The organism is Phenylobacterium sp. (assembly GCF_031412415.1).
GTDB lineage: Bacteria > Pseudomonadota > Alphaproteobacteria > Caulobacterales > Caulobacteraceae > Phenylobacterium.
In genome coordinates this window covers 1-19,663 of record NZ_JANOCX010000256.1, presented here as the reverse complement: position 1 = coordinate 19,663, position 19,663 = coordinate 1, and the positions used below count along the sequence as shown (strand labels likewise).

Below are 19,663 nucleotides of genomic sequence, written 5' to 3'. Positions count from 1 at the left end.
CCGCTGGGCCTGGCGGCGCGGCGCATCTGCGTGGAATGGAAGCTGCCCTTCACCACCAGCTATCACACGCGGTTCCCGGAATATGTCTCGGCGCGGCTGCCTTTACCGCTGGCCGCCGGCTACGCCTACATGAAGTGGTTCCACAAGCCGTCGGGCCGGATGATGGTCACCACGCCGACCATGAAGGACGAGCTGGAACGTCACGGCTTCGGCAATATCTCGGTCTGGTCGCGCGGCGTGGACACCGAGATGTTCCACCCCAAGCGCCCCGAGGAGCCCGACGTCTTCGCGGGCCTACCGCGGCCGATCTTCCTGTCGGTCGGACGGGTGGCGGTGGAGAAGAACATCGAGGCCTTCCTGGGGCTCGACCTGCCGGGAACCAAGGTGGTGGTCGGCGACGGCCCGCAGCGCGAGGAGCTGATCGAGCGTTATCCCAAGGCGGTGTTCACCGGCGCCAAGTTCGGCGCGGACCTGGCCGCCCATTTCTCCTGCGCCGACGTCTTCGTCTTCCCCTCGCTCACCGACACCTTCGGCCTGGTGATCCTCGAGGCCATGGCCGCCGGGGTGCCGGTGGCGGCCTATCCGGCGCCCGGCCCCATCGACATCCTGCCCGGCTCCGGCGCGGGCATACTGGCCCACAGCGCCACGGAGGGCCTGCGCGAGGCCTGCCTGGAGGCGCTCAAGCTGGACAAGGCCGTGGTGCGCGGCTTCGCCGAGGGCTTCTCCTGGAAGGCGTGCGCGGAAGACTTCGTGAAGAACCTCCAGCCCTATCCGGAACCGGAAAAGACCCGCTTCTGGCGGCGCCTGCGCAGGCTGACCCGTGTGCGGCGCCGGCGGGTGGAGGCCACGGCCTGACCTTGGCTCCAGGTGCGCCAGGGCGTCAGAATCGAGATGCGGCTCGGGGAGGATGAGCTCCGGGCGATCACACTCTACGCCGCCCTATGCGCGCGACGGGTGCTGCCGATCTTCGAGGCCGCCTCCCCAGACGATCTTCGCCCCCGGGAGGCCATCGCCGAGGCCGAGGCCTTCGCGGCGGGCAAGCGCCGCACCAGGGCCCTGCGCGCGACAGCATGGGCGGCGTACGCGGCTGGCCGCGAGGTGAAGGCCGCGGCCGCGGCCAATGCCGCATGGGCCGCCAGCCACGCCGCGGCGGCGGCCTACCTGCATCCCATCGTCACCCCGCACCAGATCAAGCACATCCTCGGTGCGGCGGTTCATCAGGCGCTTGCCCTGGAAATTGAGGCGGGCGACGACGCGGACATAGCCGGACAGCAGCTCCGCTGGGCCGCGAGTCTCGCGCCTCCGTCCGTTCGAGACGTTGTGGCGCGACTGCCGGCCGTCGGCCAAGGACGCAGCCGTTTCACCGAGCTTCTCAGGTCGCTGGACGGCCAGTTGCGAGCCTGAGCCTAGCCCGCGCTCGGCAAAAGAAAACGCCGCGACCCGAGGGCCGCGGCGTTTCCTGCTCTCCTCGAGCGGTGCGTCGAACTCAGCTGGTCGGGCGCGCCATCGGCGCCAGTTTCGCAGCGGCGGCCTGCTGGCCGGCGTGCTGGCCGGCGGGCAGCGGGATCAGGCCCCGGCTTTGCAGATACCCGCCACGACCCGTGGCCGCATCGGACACGAACTCGTTCAGGTACTCCTGCAGACCCTTGGTCACGCCGATGTGGCTCTTCTTCACATAGATGAAGAGCGAGCGCGCCAGCGGGTAGGAGCCGTCGGCGATGGTGCCGGCCGACGGGCGAACGCCGTTGACCGAAGCGCCTTTGATCTTGTCGCCGTTCTCTTCCAGGAAGGACCAGCCGAAGACGCCAACGGCGCCCGGGGTCTTGGTCAGGGTGCCGACGATGGCGTTGTCGTTCTCGCCGGCGTCGACCCAGCCGTCCTTGCGGAGCGGATCGACCATTTCCTTGAACTTCTTCTCGTTGTTCGAGCGCAGTTCGTCGGCGGTCGGGAACTTCCGGGCGCCGGCTTCGATGGCCAGTTCAATGAAGGCGTCGCGCGTGCCGGAGGTCGGCGGCGGGCCGTAGACGTTGATGCGGTTGCCGGGCAGGCCGGTGCCGATCTCATCCCAGGTCGTGTAGGGGTTCTTCACGAACTTGCCGCCGCGCAGCACGTTGGCGGCCAGGCCGAGGTAGAGGTGCTCGGTCTTGAAGGCGTAGTCGGCGCCGTCCTTGTCCACCGCCACGACGATGCCGTCGAAGCCGATCTTGATCTGGACGATGTCCTTGACGCCCTTGGCGGCGCAGGCGTCGAATTCCGACTTCTTCATCGGGCGCGAGGCGTTGGCGATGTCGGGGAAGGCGTCGCCCACGCCCGAGCAGAACAGCTTGATTCCGCCGCCGGTGCCCAGGCTCTCGACCTTGGGAGCCTTGTTGCCGGTCTTGCGGGCGAAGTTCTCGGCCACGCGGGTGGCGAACGGGAAGACGGTCGAGGAACCGGCGGCCCAGACATAGTCGCGCGCGGCGAAGGCCGGCGCGCTGGTGGCGAGCATCGCGGCGGCGGCGACGCAGCCCAGAAGCTCTTTCTTAGCCAGAAGCTTTTTCACGGGATGTCTCTCTTTCGAAGAGGGAGCGGGGCGATCCCGAAAGATCGCCCCGCGGGGATGCTTAGAAGTCGAACTGAGCGCGGAACTGCAGGGTGTCGACGTCGACATCGGCGCCGACGGCCGCGTTGTCGTTCTCCGACTTCGTGTAGTTGGCCATGAAGCGGACATAGGGGTGCGGGTACCAGGTGGCGCCCAAGGTCCAGGCCTTGTACTCGCCAGCCGTCGCCGCGATGTTGAACTCGGTCAGATCAACATTGTCGTAGCGGACCGCCAGTTCCAGCGCGCCAAGGCCGCCGGAGGTCATCGGGTTCAGGATGCGCGTGCGGCCCAGTTCGCCCTTCTTGACGTCCAGGTTGCGAATTTCGCCGGTCACGAACCACGAGGCCGAGACATAGTAGGTGGTGAAGTCGCTGGAGAGATTGGCCAGACGGTCGACGTCGGCCTTCGCCCATTCGCCCTGGACCGAGAACGGCCCCTGAATGAACAGCCCTTCCAGGCCGATCATCTTGTCGGAGACCCCGACCGCGCCGGTGGTCACGTAGCGGGCGCCGTAGTTGGTGTTGTTGCGGGCCTGATAGGTGAAGTTGGCTTGGTCTTGACGGTCGCGGACGCGAGCCCAGGCGCCAAGGTGGACCTTGGTGGTGTCGGTGTTGATCGGCACGAACGTGACGCGGCCGTTGACGCCCACGGTCTCGCTGCCGCCGGTGGCGGTGGCGGTGGGGTCGGCGTTGTTGAGGGAGTCGCCCGAGATGGCGACGGCGGCGGTCCAGTTTTCGCCGTTGGCCTTCACCTGAACGTTCATCACCCGTCCGACGTCGAGGACGTCGTTATACGGCCCGCGTTCCATCATGGTGATGTAGCGCGACGACGAGATGTTCTCGAAGGCGACGGTCTTGAAGTTGCCGGCCATGATCGAGAGGTTGTCGTTGGGCTTGTATTCCAGGATCAGATCTTCCCAAGCGGTGACGCCGCCGCCGGACGAGATCGAGGCTTCGGCCTTGTAGGCCCAGTTGGCGTTCCAGGTGCCCTCGACGCCCAGGCGCGCGGTGCGCAGGCGGGTGACATTGGCTTCGAAATCGGCGCCGGTCTGGCGATCGACGTCTTGGGACACGAAGTCCTCGTAGACCCGTCCACGAACCTTGAAGGTCAGGGTGTCGTTGGTGAAGAGCGGCGCGCCCTTCCAGGAGGTCGTGGTGTCTTGGGCTTGCACGGCGGTCGCGCCGAGCAGGAACACGCCGAGCGCCGCCCCGGCGCAAAGCGAGGTTTTGATGGTCATTATTAGGATCCTTGTAGAGCTATCCCCGTAGCCATCTGAGGCTAGGCGCGGCTTAACGAGGTCCCGTGACGGTTCCGCCAAGTTTGCGTGACGGTTGTGCGGCGCAAGCGTGAAGGTCTGATTGCAGATTTGTGACGGCGCCTGAAACGCTCCGCCGTCGGATCGAGGTCAGTCGGCCAGCAGGCCGGCGACGCCGAGACCCAGCCCCAGCCCGAGGCCGATCGACGTCTTGGGACGCCGCCTGGCGATGTCGGCAAGGCTTAGCGAGGCCGCGCCCATCCGTCCCTCGATGCGGGGCTCGCAGGCCGTGATGCGGTCCCAGCGCCGATCGAGGCGGCGGCTGGCGGCGTCGAGGGCTTCCAGGATGGTGGGCGCTCCGGCCAGGGCGCGCCGGGTGGTGTTGCGGGCGGACTCGACAAATCCCCCAACGGTCAGGTCGCCCTCATGCACCGGTTGGCCCGGATCGGCGAAGTCGCCCTTGTAGGTCTCGCGGGCCGGACCGAAGTCGACCAGACGCACCCCCTGGGCGGCGGCGGCGCGCACGGTCTCCAGGGTCATCAGGGCGCCGGGGGAATAGCGGGCGTAGGCGGGTTCGTAGACCGGAAGCCACAGGTGATAGACGTCGCCGGAGCGTAGCCCCACCTCCGCGGCGACGATCGTGCCGCCGGCGCGCAGGGTCGCCAGGCGCAGGCCGAAGTCGGGGTCGCTCGAGGCCGCCAGGCGCCGGAGAAAGCCGCGGGTCCAGGGCCCGGCCAGGACATCGTGCTGACCGGTGCGACGCATCTGCCTGCGCTTCAGCCGGAAGACCAGCGCCAGGGCCTCGTCAACGTCGGCGGTGAGGGAAAACTCGAGCGCCCCGTGGTCCTCGGCCAGCCGGCGCGCGCGCCGGCGCTTGTCCTTCAGCACCGCGCTGGGACGCCGCGCCAGATAGGCGTCCACGCCCTGAGACAGATCGGCGACCATGGCGCTGAGCGCGGTCGTGTCGGACTGGACGGGCGGCGCGCCGACCAACCCGCTGAAGCTGAACCGGCGCGCGCCCAGGGCGGCGACCACGGTCTTCAGGTCGATGTCGGCGCCCGGGGCGGCCACAACGCCGTGATAATCGGTGAGCGGGGCGGCGATAGGCTGGATCAGCGCGCCCCGGCGCTGGAACGGCAGGAAGCCGATGATCTCGGCTCGCCGTGAGATCGTCGCGACCTCGACTCCGGGCGCGTGGCCGCCGGCCGCCAGGGTGTAGCGCAGGTCGAAATAGGGGCTGCTCAAAGCCGGATCGGCGTCGCGGAAGCCGCGCCATAGGTCGCGCGCCTCGGCGCTCAGCGCCGACGCCCTACCGGTCTCGACCAGGATATCCGTGGACATTGTGTCCAGATCTCCACCCCACGCGCCGCCTTGATACGGCCTTGGGGTAAACGACCCGTTCTAGAGCAACCTTGAGCGTATGGTCTGCGACAGCAGATCGATAATGCTGACAGCCACCACGATGACGATGGAGATCGCCGCCACCCGGCCATAGGAGAAGCTGTTGAGGCTGTCGAACAGGATCTGGCCGATGCCGCCCGCGCCGATCAGGCCGAGCACCGTGGCCGAGCGGCTGTTGGATTCGAACCTGTAGAGCGCATAGGAGGTCCAAAGCGGGGCCACCTGCGGGATCACGCCCCAGACGATCTCCTGGAGGGGCGCGGCGCCGGTGGCGCGGACGCCCTCGACCGGGCCCTTGTCGATGGATTCCACGGCTTCGGAGAACAGCTTGCCCAGCACCCCGCCGGTGTTGAGCGCCAGCGCCATGACCCCGGCGAAGGGGCCTAGGCCCACGGCGACGATGAACATCGTGCCGATCACCAGGTCGGGAATGGAGCGAAGGGCGTCCATGACCCGGCGCACCGGCATCTGGATGTAGCTTGGCGTGACGTTGCGCGCGCCCAGCAATCCCAACGGGATGGCCAGGATCACGGCGATGGCGGTGCCCCACAAGGCGATCTGGACGGTGACCCACATCTGGGTGACCAGAAGCTGCCAGTCGCTGAAGTCGGGGCGGATGAACTCGCGACCGAACTGGCGCATGTTCTCGGAGTTCTGGAAGAGAAGCGGCAGCTTCTCCATCTCGACCGGCCCGAAGCCGACCACCAGCATGGTGGCGATGCCGCCCCAGAGCAGGATGTCGAACACGCGCTGGCCGATGGGCCGCACCGGGGGTTTCAGCAGGTCGGGCGTAGGCGCGGTGACGGTCACGATGCTAAAGCGCCGCCGCGGGTTGGCCGGTCTTGGCCTCGATCGCGGCGCGTTCAGCCTTGATGGCGTCCAGCGACTTCTGGGCCTGCTCCATCTTCGCGCGATCGCCCTTGTTGCGGGCCTCCAGGAGGGCCTCGGTGGCCTCCATCTCCTGCACCGGCAACAGGTGCGTGGCGTCGGCGGGCTTGAAGCCGCCGATGGAGAGCGCGTTCAAGAGCTTGCGCTGGCGCTCGGGCTCGGCGCCCTCGCCCTGGGCGTAGGTCAGGAAGAAGCGACGCAGCTTCTCCTTCACCGCCGGATCGAGGTCGCTGCGCCAGATGATCGGGTCTTCGGGCAGCTTGGGGCTTTCCCAGATCACCCGCACCTGATCGGCGACGGGCGAGCCGCGCTCGCGTTGGAGGCGGATGGCGGTGGAGTTGTTGGTCGCCACGTCCAGCACGCCCTTGGCCACCGAGAACAGGTTGGCCTGGTGGTTCGCCGCCTTGACCGCCCTGAAGCACTTGGCCGGGTCGATGTTGCGCGGCGCGAAGAGGTAGGTCATCGGCGCCAGGGTGCCTGAGGTCGATTTGGCGTCGCCGATGCCGAACGACAGCGACTTGTCGCACCTCAGCACGTCTTCCAGCGTGGTCTTGCTGTTGGCCGGCACGATGATCACCGACTTGTAGCCGTCGATATTGGACGGATCGAAGGTCCGGGCGAATACCTCGCCATTGGCGCGGCGCACGGCCTCCAGGCCCGACAGGTTGGAGAACCATCCCGCGTCCACCTGCTTGAAGCGCAGGGCCTCGATCAGGGCGGTGTAGTTGGAGGCGAAGAACGGCTTCACCGGGATGCCGATCGACTTTTCCATGTCGGCCAGGATCGGCGTCCAGAAGGTCGCCATGCTGGTGGAGTTCTCGGTCGCAAGGATCGAGAAATTGATCACGGCGGGCTCGGCGCCGGACGCCGGCGCCTCCTGCTTGCCGCAGGCCGAGAGGCCGAGACTCGCAAGGCCGCTGGCGAGGAGGAGACGGCGGTCGATCATTTGGGGGCTCCTTCCCAGAAGACGTCTTCGAATTCCGGGCCGTAGATGTCGATCAGCCGGGGCTTGTCCAGGCCGGAGGCAGGGCCGTCATAGACGACCTTGCCGGCCTTCAGCGCCACCACCCGATCACAGTAGCGCAAGGCGTAGTCCACCTGGTGCAGGGTGACCACAACGGTCAGGCCATCGACCCGGTTCAGGTCGCGCAGGATGTCCATCACCTTGCGGGCCGACACGGGGTCGAGGGAGGCCACCGGCTCGTCGGCCAGGATGATCTTGGCCTTCTGGACCAGGGCGCGGGCTATGGCGCCGCGCTGCTGCTGGCCGCCGGACAGGGTGTTGGCGCGCTGGGCCGCGTATTCGGCGACGCCGACCCGCGCCAGGGCGGCCATGACCGCGCCCTGGGTCTCCTTGGGCCAGGCGCCGAACAGGCCGCGCGCGAAGGGGATGCGGCCGAGCGAGCCCAGGGCCACATTCGAGAACAGGGTCAGGCGACCCACCAGGTTGAACTGCTGGAAGATGAAGCCGATGCGGATGCGCGCCTCGCGCACCTTGGGCGAGATCTTGCCCTCCGACTGCACCATCTGGCCGAAGGCGTCGATCCGCCCCTCGCCCTGGTCGATGGTCTGCAGGCCACTGATCGAGCGCAGCAGCGTGGACTTGCCCGAACCGGACGGGCCGATCAGGGCGATCATCTCGCCCTTGCTCACGTTGAGGGAAACAGAGTCCAGGGCGCGGCGAGAGCCGAAGCTCTTGGAGGCCTTCCGCACGGACAAAACCGCGGCGTCAGTCATGGATGGCGAGGCTTCCCCGGAACGGCGCACTCAGACGTCGGACTGGCTGTCATCGCCGACCCCTGCGACGGCTTCATGACATGGCCGCTGGCATGCGGTCCAGAGCGGCTTGCTGTGAACGGGGCTGGCGAATGGCCCCCATGTCTTATCCACAAACAATCCACCGACAAAAACGCCTGCGAGGCGAACACGGTTTCCAGTCGGGTATCTCCTAAATTATGGTTAACAGCACCGATCGCTAGAACAGCCTCAGTCACCGAGGCGCCTGGCGAAGTGACAGGCAGAAGTACGCTGGGGGGCGTCCATGCACAAAACGTTGGCCGACCAAATCGAAGCTACTGGGGGTCGGTCCAGCGGCTTCGACTACATGCGGATCGTGCTCGCATTGGCCGTTGTGTGCTGGCACAGCGTCGCGACCTGCTACGGACATGAAGCTCAGTTCGTCATCCTGTCCGGGCCGTTCCGTTCCGTCGTCGCCATCATCCTGCCGATGTTCTTCGCCTTGAGCGGCTTCCTCGTGGCGGGAAGTCTCGAGCGAACAAAGACGCTGGTCATGTTCCTGGGCCTCCGGGCCATCAGGATTTTCCCCGCGCTGGGCGTGGAAGTCATTCTGTCGGCGTTGATCCTTGGTCCGCTTCTGACGTCCTACGCCCTGGGCGCCTACGTCACCGACCCGCTCTTTCTGCGGTACTTCCGCAACCTGATTGGGGACATTCGCTACTACCTTCCGGGGGTCTTTGAGAACAATCCAAACCCGGGTGTCGTGAACGGCCAGCTCTGGACGGTTCCGTTCGAGCTGGAATGCTACATCCTGCTTTCCATGTTCGCTGCGATGGGGGTCGTGCGCCGCAGGTTGACGATCGTCTTCGGGATCGCCGTGACCGCGGGCGTGCTCATCGTCCATCAGTTCATTCAGGATGGCGGCGCAATCGAGCGCAACAGCGGACCGATCTACGGAAAATGCCTGGTCCTGTGCTTCCTGGCCGGGGCGATGATCTATCTATACCGCGAGAAAATCCGCTTCAGTCTTGGCCTCTGCGCCGTGTCGGCCGTAGCCGCCGTCGCACTGATCCACATTCCCTATGGCGACTATTTCCTTCCGGTTCCGGTCGCCTATCTCACTGTCTACCTCGGCCTGCTGAACCCGAGGAAGGTTGGGTTCCTGAGCGGCGCGGACTATTCCTACGGGGTGTTTCTCTACAGCTACGTCATTCAGCAGGCCGTCATGTCGGCCGCGCCCTGGGCGAGGGAGTGGTACTGGAACATCCTCATCTGCGTTCCGCTGAGCATCGTCTTCGCCGCGGCGTCCTGGCACCTGGTTGAGAAGCCGGCGCTGGGATGGCGGGTCCACCTCAAGACGCTGGAGGAGGTCTGGATCTCCATCAAGGCGAAGGCGCCGCCGCTGCAGGCGTTCAGCAACTGGGCGCGGGGCGTTAAGGCGACCTGAGACACCGCGCGCCAATGCGCCGCCCGTCGCGGCCGTGACGAGTTCGAAAGACGCCCAAAAACGGCTGTGGAAAAGGTGGAATCGCGCCCCCACGCAACCCCTGACGGGGCCAAGGTTTGGTGACGATTTTCTCTCACGGGAATAAACCGCTTTACATCGAGGTGCATCGCCCCTATTTCGCACCGCTCCGGCGGACCCGATGTCCTGAAAAGCGCTGCTAACGCCGGCTAGGTTCAACTGCCAATGGGGGTTACGTGAATTGCACACGTACCATACGCCCCTGGACCTGGTCCGTCAGCGGTCCCCGGAACGTCCTGTCGCAATAGCGCGACCGGACGCGGTGGCCGCAGCGGCGCGCTGGTTCCAGACGAATTTTCGCGGCGACGTCTTCTACGCGGTTAAGGCGAACCCTTCGCCTTGGGTCATCGAGACCTTGGCCGCCAACGGCGTCACCTCCTTCGACGTAGCCTCGATCCCGGAGATCGAGCTCGTGGCGCAGCATGCGCCGGGTTCCCGCATGGCGTTCATGCACCCGGTCAAGAGCCGCGCGGCGATCTCGGCCGCTTATTTCGATCACGGCGTTCGCACCTTCTCGCTGGATACCCACGAGGAGTTGGCCAAGATCGTCGAGGCGACCGGCGAGGCCAAGGACCTGAACCTCATCGTCCGCCTCGCGGTGGCCGCCGAGGGCGCGGCCTATTCGCTGTCCGGCAAGTTCGGCGTCGACGCCCACGAGGCGCCGGCCCTGCTGCTGGCCACGCGGCGCGCGACTCAGGACCTGATGGGCGTCTCCTTCCATGTGGGCAGCCAGTGCATGCGTCCGACGGCCTACCAGGCCGCGATGACGCAGGCCTCCCGCGCGCTCGTCCGGGCCGGCGTGTTCGCCGACGTGGTCGATGTGGGCGGCGGCTTCCCCTCGGTCTATCCGGGCATGGTGCCGCCGGCGCTCGCCGACTACGTGGACTCCATCGACCGCGGCTTCGCCGAGATGATGGTCCATGAGACGACCGAGCTGTGGTGCGAGCCGGGCCGGGCTCTAGTGGCGGAAGGCTCGTCGATCGTCACCAAGGTCGAACTTCGCAAGGGCGAGGCGCTGTACCTGAACGACGGGTCCTACGGCTCGCTGTTCGACGCCGCGCACGCCAAGTGGCCCTTCCCGGTCAAGCTGCTGCGCAACGAGGACGGCGTGGCCCGCGAGGTCGAAGGCAACCTGAAGCCCTTCAAGTTCTGGGGGCCGACCTGCGACTCCCTGGACCACATGCCGGGCCCGTTCTGGCTGCCGGAAGACGTCCGCGAGGGCGACTACATCGAGATCGGCATGCTGGGCGCCTATGGCGTGGCGATGAACACCCGGTTCAACGGTTTCGGCGACGCCGAGATCGCGGAGTCGGAAGACGCGCCCATGGCCTCCATGTACGGCCTGGCTCGGCGCTCGATCCCCCTGCCCAAGCAGGAGAACCAGAACGTCGTGAAGCTGTCGCGTGCGCGCGGCAAGAAGCGTCGGCGGAGATAAAACCCCGCTGAGTGCGTTATTGGCGCGGCCGGTCGCTCCGTCCCGGTCGCGCCCTATTTTTTGGACGGGCGCTCAAACTCTCAAAGGATGCAGAGAATGAACGCTGACGTTCAGAAGACGAACCGCAAGGCCGAACTGCTGGCCAACACCGTCGAGCACGTGGCGATCGACCAGTACGACGCCCGCCCGATCATCGACGCCATGCGCAAGATGAGCTTCACCAGCCGCGACACGGCGCGCGCCGCCGACATCTGGTCGATGTCGCTGGAGGACAAGGACTGCTCGACCTGGCTGACGCTCGCGGGTTCGACCAGCGCCGGCGGCTGCATGCACATCTACCGCGACATGGTGAAGTACGGGATGATCGACACGATCGTCGCCACCGGCGCCTCCATCGTCGACATGGATTTCTTCGAGGCCCTGGGCTTCAAGCACTACCAGGCCCAGTCCAACGTCGACGACCGCGACCTGCGCGACCTCTATATCGACCGCATCTACGACACCTATATCGACGAGGAAGAGCTCCAGAACTGCGACGGCACGATCTATGAGATCTGCGAGCTGCTGGAGCCGCGCCCTTATTCGAGCCGCGAGTTCATCTACGAGATGGGCAAGTGGCTGGCGGCGGGCAACGCCAAGAAGCCGGACTCGCTGATCGAGACCGCCTATCGCGAAGGCGTGCCGATCTTCTGCCCGGCCTTTGTCGACAGCTCGGCGGGCTTCGGCCTGGTCAAGCATCAGGTGGAGCGGATGAAGGCGAAGAAGCCCTACCTGACCATCGACGCCGTGGCCGACTTCCGCGAGCTGACCGACATCAAGCTGGCGGCCGGCACCACGGGCCTGTTCATGGTCGGCGGCGGCGTGCCCAAGAACTTCGCCCAGGACACCGTGGTCTGCGCCGAGATCCTGGGCCACGAGGCCGAGATGCATAAGTACGCGGTGCAGATCACCGTGGCCGACGTGCGCGACGGCGCCTGCTCGTCCTCGACGCTCAAGGAAGCCTGCTCCTGGGGCAAGGTCGACGTCACCTGGGAACAGATGGTGTTCGCCGAGGCCACCACCGTGGTGCCGCTGATCGCCTCCGACGCCTTCCATCGCGGATCGTGGAAGAACCGCACCAAGCCCCGTTGGGCCAAGCTGTTCGACAAGACCGCCGCCTGAGGTCCGAAAAAGACGGCCGTCGCCCCAATCCCAGGGGCGACGGCCGAGTTCGGCGACGGGGAGGCGTCGCTACTCGCAGAAGATCCTGACCTTGGTGCGCTCCTGATCGACGTCGACCGTCAGATCGTCGAGCTGCTCGACCAACTCTTCGAAATTCTCGGGCTTCAAATGGTTCAGGTCGAACGGCACGCCGTTCCGGGCCATGGCGGCGTTGACCTTGTCTCGCGCCTCCGGCGGAATGATGCTGGAGAGCCGCACCCCGGCCCGCAACAGGTTCATCGGCACGCGGATATTGACCTTGGTCGGTCCGTCGCCGGGCTCGTCGGTGTCGACCACCACGCGCAGGTACTTCAGAACCCGTGGCCGCGCGGCGGCGGCTGGCCCCGGTCTGGACGCCTGGCCCCGCTCCAGCGCGGCCAACAGACGTTCGGCCTCGTCAGGCGTGACCTTGCCCTCGCTGAGCATCTGCAGGATCGAGCGGCGGTCTTCGCTCATGGCGGCGTCTCCTAAACGATCTTGAGCCGGACGAGAGCGTCCGGAGCTTGTACGTCGATCTCGGTTCCCCCGAGCGACATCAGGACGCGCCCCACGGTCAGGACAGCGTCCAGCGGACTGACGCCGCGCGGCCAGGGCACGAAGACGGCCACGATCAGCAGCAGAAAGGCGAAGGGCGACAGGAGCAGGAACAGGGCCGTCAGCGGCAGCCATAGCCGGATCACCGGCCGCTCGGCGGGACGCGGGCGCTCATGGTGCACGCGGCGCTGGTATCGCGACGTCCGCGCCGCGCGGGCCTGGATCTCGGCCAGCGCCCGGATCGGGGTTCCGCTCATGGATGTCCCTCCAGCTCAGCGATGGCGGCCTCGGCGTCGATCTCGCCCCGGCTCAGGCGCTCAAGCACGTCGGCGCGCGACGGTCGCACGTCGATCTCGACCAGCTCCAGGGCGCCGGCGATGCGGTTCAGCCGCGCCTTGATGGTGGGGTAGGAGACGCCGAACACAGCTTCCATCTCCTTGATCGAGCCATGGCTCTTCAGGAAGGCGGCGACGAACACCTGATCCTCGGCCGACAGTTTGGCGAGCTGCGGCGGCTCGAAGCCGCCCTCGATGGCCACGCCCGATTCCACGAGCCGCACCCGCTCGACCACGAAGGCCTTGCCCTGGGTCAGATCGGTGAGCGCCTGCCAGTCGTGGTGCGGTTTCGAGGTCGACATGCGGGGTCCGGATTGAATTTCTCAATCATAAACTCAAGATATTTAATTTCTCAAGCTCTGAATCGAATATTTTCAGTTGGCTGCGGCAAGCCGCTTGAACCGCCCCCGCGTCCGCGCATGATCGCGCCCATGGAATCCGGGAGGGATCATGGATCGCAGATTGATGGGCGCGGCGTTGGCCGTGGCCTTGGCCGCCGCCGGAATGGCGGTCGCGCAACAGGCCGCCGCGCCCCCGCCGCCCGCCCTGCCCATGGGCTATCTCACGCCCCAGACCTGGCCTGACGCGGCCAAGATCCTGCCCCAGGCGCCGGCGACCGGTTCGCCGCGCGAGGCCCAGGACCAGGCGGTGTTCAAGGCGACCCGGGCGCTGGAGGGATCGCCGCGCTGGGCGCTGGCGACCAACGACGTCCCCACCCTGCCCCAGGCCATGCTCAAGAACTTCAGTTGCGCGATCGGCGTCGAGATGACCCCCCAGAACGCGCCGAAGCTGACGGCGATGCTGAGCCGGGTCGGCCTGGACGCCGGTCGTCAGGTCGCCGCGGTCAAGGACGTGTTCAAGCGCAAACGCCCCTACCTGATCGACGAGGGCAATATCTGCGTGCCCAAGTCCGACAGCCTGGCCGCCAGCCCCGACTACCCGTCGGGCCACGCGACCTGGGGCTGGAGCATCGGCCTGATCCTGGCCGAGATCGCGCCGGATCGGGCGACGGCCATCCTGTCGCGCGCGCGGGCCTTCGGCGAGAGCCGGGTGGTCTGCGGGGTCCATTCGCCCAGCGCCGTGGATGCCGGCCGCACCAATGGCGGCGCCCTCGTCGCCACCCTGCACGGCGATCCGCGGTTCCGCGCCGACCTGGAAGCCGCCCGCGCCGAGGTGAGCGCCCTGCGCGCCGCCGCGGCCGCCAAGCCGGCGACCTGTCTGGTGGAGACGGAGCTGGTGTCGAAGGCCGCCTACTAGATTCCCGCGTACCACTCGTAGCCGCGGTCTTCCCAGAAGCCGCCCTTGCCGCGGCCGAAGCCGGCATAGTCGGCCACCGCCTCGATGCGCATCAGGTACTTGGCGTGCTTGTAGCCGAGCTGGCGCTCGATCCGCACCCGGCAGGGCGCCCCGTGCTTCACGGGCAGCGCGCGGTCGTTCATGGCGTAGGCCAGGATGGTCTGGGGGTGGTAGGCGTCGACCAGGTCGATGCTCTCATAGTACTTGTTGGCCCCGTCGGTGGCGTTGGGGTCGAGCGTGTCGGCGCAGTGGAAGACCAGGTAGCGGGCCTCCGGCTTCAGGCCGGCGCGGTCCAGCAGCGGACCAAGCTTGGCGCCGGTCCACTTGCCGATCGACGACCAGCCCTCGACGCAGTCGTGCCGGGTGATCTGGGTGCGGGCGGGTTGAGCGCGCAGCTCGTCGAGGCTCAGCGACAGGGGCCGCTCGACCAGGCCGTCGACGGCCAGCCGCCAATCGGTGAAGCCCCCCTTCACCAGGGCGCGGTAGTCGGGGTCGGACGGGCCGATTGAGCCGTTGGCCCGGAAGTCGGGCGAGATCTCGGCCGGGGTGAATTCCTGGGCCAGGGCGTTGCGGTCGATGACCAGCCGCTGGACCCGGCGGGTCAGGCCCTCGGCCGCCGACAGTCCGCGCTGGACCCCGGGGTTCATGCTGAGCTTGTCGCATGCGCCCAGCAGCAGGCCGGCGGCGCCGAGCAGGAGGCCGTTGCGTCGCGAGACCGTCATGACGAGGCTCCCTCGTTGCGGATGGCGAAGCGCCCAGTGATCATGGACTTCAGGCTGTTGATCGGCCCTGAGACCAGCACCATCAGCACATGCACCGCCACGAAGGCGACGATCAGGCCGGCGGATATGAAGTGCAGGGTTCGCGCCGACTGGCGTCCGCCGAACAGCTCGGGCAGCCAGGGGAGGGCGGCGTTCATGCCGGGCGACATGGAGAGGCCGGTCAGCACCATGGCTGGGAGCAGCAGGAAGATCACCGCGAGATAGGTCAGCTTCTGCAGGGCATTGTAGCGCCGCGCTTCCTCGCCCTTCGGGAAACGCAGGCGGGCGTGGTCGGCGATCTCATGCCAGAGGTGGCGCGGCTTGAGCTGGTCGCGGTCGGGCAGCAGGTCGCGTTTCAGATGGCCGTTCACCAGATTTCCGGTGAGGTAGACCAGGCCATTCAGCACGAAGAGCCAGGCGAAGAAGAAGTGCCAGCGCCGGCCCGCACCAAGGTCGCGATAGGTTGGCAAGGTGGCCCAGGCCGGGAAGCCCCGCGCCTCCATCGCCTGCGGCTTGCCCGACAGGCCGAACAGGCCCGTGGTCTCGAAGGCGAGGCTTCCGACCTTGGTGACGCCGACCCGCGCACCGTCCACGTCCTTGGCCTGCATCGCCGCCCAGGGCTCGGCGAAGCGCGAGACATCACCCCAGTAGAGTGCTGGATGGGCGTTGAAGATCTGCAGGCCGCTCAGCAGCAGCACGATCAGGGCCAACAGGTTGATCCAGTGGGTGACCCGAGTGACCACCGCATGCCGATAGACGAGCACCTGGGCGGGCGTGGGATCGGACATGGAATTGTTCCTGGCGAAGGTGAAGCTTGCCACAGCTGATGTACGGGCGCCATCGCCACGCGGATGCTGGCGCCCAGGCCGAAGCGTCCGTAAGGTCGCGCCGCGAAAGCAGGGGAAATTCACGTGACGAACCAAGGCGTCGAGGTCTGGAGCGGCGGCGTCAACACCTGGGAATGCGACGAGATGGGGCACCTGAACGTCCGGTTCTGGGTGGCCAAGGCGCTGGAGGCCCTGGGGGGTCTGGCCGCGAACCTGGGCATGCCGCACGCCTTCGCCGCCCACGGCCAGGCGACCCTGGCGATCCGCGAGATGCACATGCGCTTCCTGCGCGAGGCCCGCGCGGGGGTCTGGCTGTACGCCACCGGCGGGGTGGTCGAGATCGGCGAGAGCGACGCGCGCCTGTTGATCGTCCTTCACAGCGCTGCTGGCGAGCCGGCGGCCACGTTCCAGCTCCGGGTGGATCACGCCACGGTCGGCGACCTGCGGCCCTTCCCCTGGCCCCAGCGCATCCGTGACCTGGCCGACGCCCTCAGGACGGCGGTCCCGCCTCACGCCGCGGCCCGTAGCGTCCACCTCGACACGGTGACGCCGAGCGCGAGCCTGGCGCGGGCCGACGCGTTGAACCTGCCGCGTATCGGCCTAGGCCTTGTCAGCCCTTCGGAATGCGACGTGTTTGGACGCATGAGCGCTGAGCGGTTCATCGGGCGGGTGTCCGACGGGGTCGCGCGGCTGTTCGGCGAGGACCGTCCAGGGCCGGACCCGGTTCCCGGAGAGCCGCCGCCGCGCGTCGGCGGGGCGGTGCTGGAATACCGCGTGATCTATCTGGATTGGCCCAAGGCCGGCGACCGGGTCGAGCTGCGCTCGGGAATCGCCGAGAGCACCCCGCGCACCCGCCGCGCGGTCCACTGGATGCTCGACCCGCTCACCGGCAAGCCCTGGGTGACCTCCGAAGCCATCGCCATCGCCTTCGACCTGGACAGGCGCAAGGTCGTGGACATCGGCCTCCAGGCCCAGGCGAACTTCCAGGCCCGGTTGACGCCGGGGCTCGCCCTCTAGCTTTCCGCCGCCGCTCGCAAGGCCGCCTGGACGAGGTCGGGACGCTCCATGGGCAGGAAGTGGCTTGTCCCGGCAATGGTCTCCATCGCGATACGCCCCGCCGCCTCAAGGGCCGCCAAGCGCGGATGATCGCGGCAGGTGGAGGCGTGTTCCGCCCGCAGGATGCGGATGGGAACCCGGGCCGCCTCGAAGGCGCCCAGGGTGTCGTGCTGGTGCGAGGTGAAGTTGGAGGCCTCCCAGGCCGGCGCGCAGGCGAGCTCCACCTGGCCGTCCGGACGATCGACGAAGCCCTCCGCCACGTAGTCGGCCAGCATCCGCGGCGTCCAGGTCGCGAAGGCGCCGCGGCCGGAATAGGCGGCGATCACCGCTTCGCGGCCGGGGAACACCGCGCGGCGGCGCAGGGCGCCGGCGACCAGGGGCGAGGTGGTGGCGACGTCGGCCCCGCTGGTCGGGGGAATCACCACCGGGTCGAACAGGACGAGGCTCTTGACCCGCTCCGGCGCCAGGGCCTGGGCCAGCACGCCGGCGGCGCCGCCCATGGAGTGGCCGGACAGGATCATGTCGCGCAGATCGAGGGTAGCGAGGAGGGCCAGAAGGTCGTCGCGCAGATCGTACCAGGAACCGCGCCCCTCTGATTCGGCGGGCAGGGTGGAGCGTCCATGACCGCGCTGATCGACCGCCAGGACCCGCAGGCTGTCGCCCAGCGGCGCCAGAATGCTGCGATAGGTGGCGGCGTTGAACCCGTTGGCGTGGACGAAGACGATGTCGATAGGGCGATCGGAGGGGCCGATTTCGAATCCCGCCATCGCGCCGCCTCGGCCCGGCAGATCGATCAACCGTGCGCGCGCGGCGTCACTTACCGCCAGATCCATGCAAATCCCTCCGCCGACCCGCCTAAACACCACGTCACGCACTTGGAGCCCTGGTCCGGCGTCATCGCGTCAACCCCAGCAAATACCCCGGTTTTCGTCACGGAAGTCGACGAGAGATCAAAAGTGATCACGAGGGCGTGAATTAAAGCCTTGCCCTCTGCGCGAAGCGCGGCATATTCCTGACCTGCGTACGCGACGTTCCCTATCAGGGTACCTTCGTATGACGCTCTAACCTCCGTTTCCAGGGGACCCAGGGACCATGACCACCGAAATCCTTCGCAAGCTGCTCGTCGCCGGCGCCGCCGTCGCCGCCCTCTCCGTCGCCGCCTGCGGCAAGCCGGCTGAAAAGGCCGACGCCGCCGCCGCTGAAGCCACCGCCGAAGCCTCGACCGCCGCCGCCGCCGCCGACACGGCTGCCGACGCCGCCGCGACCGCTACGGACGCTGCCGCCGACGCGACCAAGGCCGCCGACGCCGCCGCCGCTCCGGCCGCCGACGCCGCCATGGCTCCGGCTGCTCCGGCCGCCGAAGCTCCGGCCGCCAAGTAAGTTATTCGAACGCACTCGCGTTCGAAGAGTTGAGGGCCGCCCTTCGGGGCGGCCCTTTTCTTTTGCGCCTATAGTCCGGCGAGATGACCAGCCAATCCCCTATCGTTGGGGCCCCCCTCATCTGGACCGATGACGGACAGCCCCGCTCGCGGCTGTACGGCGACATCTATTTCTCGACGCAGGACGGCCTGGCCGAGAGCCGAGCGGTCTTCCTGACCGGCTGCGGACTGCCGGACGCGTGGGCCGGCCGGCGGCGGTTCACGGTGGCCGAGCTGGGCTTTGGCACCGGCCTCAACATCCTGGCCCTGTTGGACCTCTGGCGCGCGGCCGGGCCGGCCGACGCCCATCTGCACATCTTCAGCGTCGAGGCCCATCCGCTGTCGGCCGACGAGGCGGCGCGCGCGCTCGCCGCCTGGCCTGAACTGGCCGAGATCGCCCAGGTTCTGCTCGCCGCCTGGCCAGGCCAGGCCCGAGGTTTCCATCGCGTCGACCTCCCCGCCTTCAACGCCACCCTCGACCTGGCGGTGATGGAGGCTGAGCCTGCCCTACGCGCCTGGAGCGGCCAGGCCGACGCCTGGTTCCTGGATGGCTTCTCTCCAGCGCTGAACCCCGACATGTGGCGCGACGAGCTGCTGGCCCTGGCGGCGGAACGCTCCGCGCCGGACGCCCGGGCAGCGACCTTCACCGTGGCCGGCGCCGTGCGGCGGGGGCTGCAGGCCGCGGGCTTCGCCATCGAGAAGCGGCCGGGGCATGGCCGCAAGCGCGAACGTCTGGAAGCCAGTCTGTCCGGTTCGCCGCGCGCGCAGGCCCCGCCCCTACGAGTCGCCGTGATCGGGGCGGGTATCGCCGGGGTCAGCGCGGCGCGGGCCCTGCGGGCCCTGGGCTGCGCGCCCCTGCTGATCGCGGGCGGGACGCCGGGGGCGTCCGGCAATCCGGCCGCCCTGGTCACCCCACGCCTGGATGCAGGACTGGGCCCGGTCGCCAGGCTGGCGGCCCAGGCCTTCAATCGCGCCGTGGGGCTGTACGAGGCCGACAGCGTGATCGCCCGCGGCGTCCTGCAGCTGGCGGCTGGCGACCGCGACCCCGAGCGCTTCGCGCGGATCGCGGCCAGCGGCCTGTTCGAGCCTGGCGCGCTGACCCCGATCGACGCCGCGCAGACCACCGCGCGGCTGGGCGAGCCGGCGCCGCAAGCCCTCGACCTGCGTGCCGCCCTGGTGGTCGAACCGGGCATGATCCTGGCCGACTGGTCTGGGCCTGTCCTGGCCGCCGACGTCGCACGCGTGGAGCCTGGTGACGGCGTCTGGGCGATGTTGGACGCGGCGGGGGCGGTGATCGCCTTGGCCGAGGCGGTGATCCTGGCCGCCGGCCAAGGCAGCGTGGCCCTGTGGCCCGACATGCCGCTGAGATCCGTGCGCGGCCAGGCGAGCTGGACGCAGGGCGGAGAGACCACGC

At 67.9% G+C, this 19,663-nt stretch carries 21 protein-coding genes; 9 read left to right on the top strand and 12 right to left on the bottom strand.

Annotated features, from left to right (window positions below):
• Nucleotides 1–855 (top strand): glycosyltransferase family 1 protein (locus RMO04_RS12665; protein WP_309645141.1); only part of this gene is annotated, 855 nt, incomplete at its 5' end.
• Nucleotides 856–891: 36 nt separating this feature from the next.
• Complete coding sequence (locus RMO04_RS12660; RefSeq protein ID WP_309645140.1) at nucleotides 892–1,404, top strand: putative immunity protein; 513 nt, start codon at nucleotides 892–894, stop codon at nucleotides 1,402–1,404.
• Between the two features lie 82 nt (nucleotides 1,405–1,486).
• Here the strand turns inward: RMO04_RS12660 and RMO04_RS12655 are convergent, their stop codons facing one another.
• The 6 genes from RMO04_RS12655 to phnC all read right to left on the bottom strand — a co-directional run bounded on the left by RMO04_RS12655 (nucleotide 1,487) and on the right by phnC (nucleotide 7,862).
• Nucleotides 1,487–2,488: a substrate-binding domain-containing protein gene (locus RMO04_RS12655; RefSeq protein ID WP_309645143.1), complete on the bottom strand. Its 1,002-nt coding sequence runs from the start codon at nucleotides 2,486–2,488 to the stop codon at nucleotides 1,487–1,489.
• Nucleotides 2,489–2,603: 115 nt separating this feature from the next.
• Nucleotides 2,604–3,818, bottom strand: coding sequence for a porin (locus RMO04_RS12650; protein ID WP_309645139.1), 1,215 nt, complete (start codon nucleotides 3,816–3,818; stop codon nucleotides 2,604–2,606).
• Nucleotides 3,819–3,986: 168 nt separating this feature from the next.
• Nucleotides 3,987–5,177: a GNAT family N-acetyltransferase gene (locus tag RMO04_RS12645; RefSeq protein WP_309645138.1), complete on the bottom strand. Its 1,191-nt coding sequence runs from the start codon at nucleotides 5,175–5,177 to the stop codon at nucleotides 3,987–3,989.
• 60 nt (nucleotides 5,178–5,237) lie between these two features.
• Nucleotides 5,238–6,047: a phosphonate ABC transporter, permease protein PhnE gene (phnE, locus tag RMO04_RS12640; RefSeq protein WP_405041499.1), complete on the bottom strand. Its 810-nt coding sequence runs from the start codon at nucleotides 6,045–6,047 to the stop codon at nucleotides 5,238–5,240.
• 4 nt (nucleotides 6,048–6,051) lie between these two features.
• The gene (gene phnD, locus RMO04_RS12635) at nucleotides 6,052–7,071 is read right to left on the bottom strand and encodes a phosphate/phosphite/phosphonate ABC transporter substrate-binding protein (RefSeq protein WP_309645137.1); all 1,020 of its coding nucleotides are present in this window, start codon (nucleotides 7,069–7,071) and stop codon (nucleotides 6,052–6,054) included.
• Nucleotides 7,068–7,862 (bottom strand): phosphonate ABC transporter ATP-binding protein, encoded by a 795-nt coding sequence (phnC, locus tag RMO04_RS12630; protein ID WP_309645136.1) that lies wholly within the window; start codon nucleotides 7,860–7,862, stop codon nucleotides 7,068–7,070. The genes phnD and phnC overlap by 4 nt, the downstream gene beginning before the upstream one ends.
• Nucleotides 7,863–8,166: 304 nt before the next feature.
• Between phnC and RMO04_RS12625 the strand changes: the two genes are divergently transcribed.
• The 3 genes from RMO04_RS12625 to RMO04_RS12615 all read left to right on the top strand — a co-directional run bounded on the left by RMO04_RS12625 (nucleotide 8,167) and on the right by RMO04_RS12615 (nucleotide 11,983).
• Nucleotides 8,167–9,309, top strand: a complete 1,143-nt coding sequence (locus RMO04_RS12625) for an acyltransferase (protein ID WP_309645135.1) — start codon at nucleotides 8,167–8,169, stop codon at nucleotides 9,307–9,309.
• 259 nt (nucleotides 9,310–9,568) lie between these two features.
• Nucleotides 9,569–10,822: a type III PLP-dependent enzyme gene (locus tag RMO04_RS12620; protein ID WP_309645134.1), complete on the top strand. Its 1,254-nt coding sequence runs from the start codon at nucleotides 9,569–9,571 to the stop codon at nucleotides 10,820–10,822.
• A 96-nt stretch (nucleotides 10,823–10,918) separates the two neighbouring features.
• Nucleotides 10,919–11,983: a 1,9-bis(guanidino)-5-aza-nonane synthase gene (locus RMO04_RS12615; RefSeq protein ID WP_405041498.1), complete on the top strand. Its 1,065-nt coding sequence runs from the start codon at nucleotides 10,919–10,921 to the stop codon at nucleotides 11,981–11,983.
• A 69-nt stretch (nucleotides 11,984–12,052) separates the two neighbouring features.
• Here the strand turns inward: RMO04_RS12615 and RMO04_RS12610 are convergent, their stop codons facing one another.
• From RMO04_RS12610 to RMO04_RS12600, 3 genes are read right to left on the bottom strand one after another with little or no spacing between them, the layout of a single operon-like run.
• The gene (locus RMO04_RS12610; RefSeq protein ID WP_309645132.1) at nucleotides 12,053–12,478 is read right to left on the bottom strand and encodes an SHOCT-like domain-containing protein; all 426 of its coding nucleotides are present in this window, start codon (nucleotides 12,476–12,478) and stop codon (nucleotides 12,053–12,055) included.
• 11 nt (nucleotides 12,479–12,489) lie between these two features.
• On the bottom strand, nucleotides 12,490–12,813 hold the full coding sequence (locus RMO04_RS12605; protein ID WP_309645131.1) for a hypothetical protein: 324 nt from the start codon (nucleotides 12,811–12,813) through the stop codon (nucleotides 12,490–12,492).
• Complete coding sequence (locus RMO04_RS12600; protein ID WP_309645130.1) at nucleotides 12,810–13,193, bottom strand: DUF2089 domain-containing protein; 384 nt, start codon at nucleotides 13,191–13,193, stop codon at nucleotides 12,810–12,812. The genes RMO04_RS12605 and RMO04_RS12600 overlap by 4 nt, the downstream gene beginning before the upstream one ends.
• A 148-nt stretch (nucleotides 13,194–13,341) precedes the next feature.
• On the opposite strand from RMO04_RS12600, the gene RMO04_RS12595 reads away from it, so the two are divergent.
• Nucleotides 13,342–14,148, top strand: a complete 807-nt coding sequence (locus RMO04_RS12595; RefSeq protein ID WP_309645129.1) for a phosphatase PAP2 family protein — start codon at nucleotides 13,342–13,344, stop codon at nucleotides 14,146–14,148.
• Here RMO04_RS12595 and RMO04_RS12590 read toward each other — a convergent pair.
• Nucleotides 14,145–14,909, bottom strand: coding sequence for a molybdopterin-binding protein (locus RMO04_RS12590; protein ID WP_309645128.1), 765 nt, complete (start codon nucleotides 14,907–14,909; stop codon nucleotides 14,145–14,147). The genes RMO04_RS12595 and RMO04_RS12590 overlap by 4 nt on opposite strands.
• Nucleotides 14,906–15,736, bottom strand: a complete 831-nt coding sequence (locus RMO04_RS12585; protein ID WP_309645127.1) for a cytochrome b/b6 domain-containing protein — start codon at nucleotides 15,734–15,736, stop codon at nucleotides 14,906–14,908. The genes RMO04_RS12590 and RMO04_RS12585 overlap by 4 nt, the downstream gene beginning before the upstream one ends.
• A gap of 123 nt (nucleotides 15,737–15,859) precedes the next feature.
• Between RMO04_RS12585 and RMO04_RS12580 the strand changes: the two genes are divergently transcribed.
• Entirely contained in the window at nucleotides 15,860–16,792 is a 933-nt protein-coding gene (locus RMO04_RS12580; RefSeq protein ID WP_309645126.1) for a thioesterase family protein, read from the top strand.
• On the opposite strand, the gene RMO04_RS12575 is transcribed toward RMO04_RS12580, so the two are convergent.
• Nucleotides 16,789–17,664, bottom strand: coding sequence for an alpha/beta hydrolase (locus tag RMO04_RS12575; RefSeq protein WP_309645125.1), 876 nt, complete (start codon nucleotides 17,662–17,664; stop codon nucleotides 16,789–16,791). The genes RMO04_RS12580 and RMO04_RS12575 overlap by 4 nt on opposite strands.
• 259 nt (nucleotides 17,665–17,923) lie before the next feature.
• On the opposite strand from RMO04_RS12575, the gene RMO04_RS12570 reads away from it, so the two are divergent.
• Together RMO04_RS12570 and mnmD are read left to right on the top strand one after the other, a co-directional pair.
• Complete coding sequence (locus tag RMO04_RS12570; RefSeq protein ID WP_309645124.1) at nucleotides 17,924–18,211, top strand: hypothetical protein; 288 nt, start codon at nucleotides 17,924–17,926, stop codon at nucleotides 18,209–18,211.
• A gap of 83 nt (nucleotides 18,212–18,294) precedes the next feature.
• On the top strand, nucleotides 18,295–19,663 hold a 1,369-nt coding region (mnmD, locus tag RMO04_RS12565), incomplete at its 3' end, for a tRNA (5-methylaminomethyl-2-thiouridine)(34)-methyltransferase MnmD (protein WP_309645123.1).

Bases quoted from the DNA above. Each gene is read 5' to 3' on its own strand.
- RMO04_RS12655 (WP_309645143.1), bottom strand. From the start codon at position 2,488: ATGCTCGCCACCAGCGCGCCGGCCTTCGCCGCGCGCGACTATGTCTGG.
- RMO04_RS12650 (WP_309645139.1), bottom strand. From the start codon at position 3,818: ATGACCATCAAAACCTCGCTTTGCGCCGGGGCGGCGCTCGGCGTGTTC.
- RMO04_RS12645 (WP_309645138.1), bottom strand. From the start codon at position 5,177: ATGTCCACGGATATCCTGGTCGAGACCGGTAGGGCGTCGGCGCTGAGC.
- phnD (WP_309645137.1), bottom strand. From the start codon at position 7,071: ATGATCGACCGCCGTCTCCTCCTCGCCAGCGGCCTTGCGAGTCTCGGC.
- RMO04_RS12610 (WP_309645132.1), bottom strand. From the start codon at position 12,478: ATGAGCGAAGACCGCCGCTCGATCCTGCAGATGCTCAGCGAGGGCAAG.
- RMO04_RS12595 (WP_309645129.1), top strand. From the start codon at position 13,342: ATGGATCGCAGATTGATGGGCGCGGCGTTGGCCGTGGCCTTGGCCGCC.
- RMO04_RS12625 (WP_309645135.1), top strand. From the start codon at position 8,167: ATGCACAAAACGTTGGCCGACCAAATCGAAGCTACTGGGGGTCGGTCC.
- phnC (WP_309645136.1), bottom strand. From the start codon at position 7,862: ATGACTGACGCCGCGGTTTTGTCCGTGCGGAAGGCCTCCAAGAGCTTC.
- RMO04_RS12660 (WP_309645140.1), top strand. From the start codon at position 892: ATGCGGCTCGGGGAGGATGAGCTCCGGGCGATCACACTCTACGCCGCC.
- RMO04_RS12600 (WP_309645130.1), bottom strand. From the start codon at position 13,193: ATGTCGACCTCGAAACCGCACCACGACTGGCAGGCGCTCACCGATCTG.
- RMO04_RS12590 (WP_309645128.1), bottom strand. From the start codon at position 14,909: ATGACGGTCTCGCGACGCAACGGCCTCCTGCTCGGCGCCGCCGGCCTG.
- RMO04_RS12570 (WP_309645124.1), top strand. From the start codon at position 17,924: ATGACCACCGAAATCCTTCGCAAGCTGCTCGTCGCCGGCGCCGCCGTC.
- RMO04_RS12585 (WP_309645127.1), bottom strand. From the start codon at position 15,736: ATGTCCGATCCCACGCCCGCCCAGGTGCTCGTCTATCGGCATGCGGTG.
- RMO04_RS12575 (WP_309645125.1), bottom strand. From the start codon at position 17,664: ATGGATCTGGCGGTAAGTGACGCCGCGCGCGCACGGTTGATCGATCTG.
- RMO04_RS12605 (WP_309645131.1), bottom strand. From the start codon at position 12,813: ATGAGCGGAACCCCGATCCGGGCGCTGGCCGAGATCCAGGCCCGCGCG.
- RMO04_RS12615 (WP_405041498.1), top strand. From the start codon at position 10,919: ATGAACGCTGACGTTCAGAAGACGAACCGCAAGGCCGAACTGCTGGCC.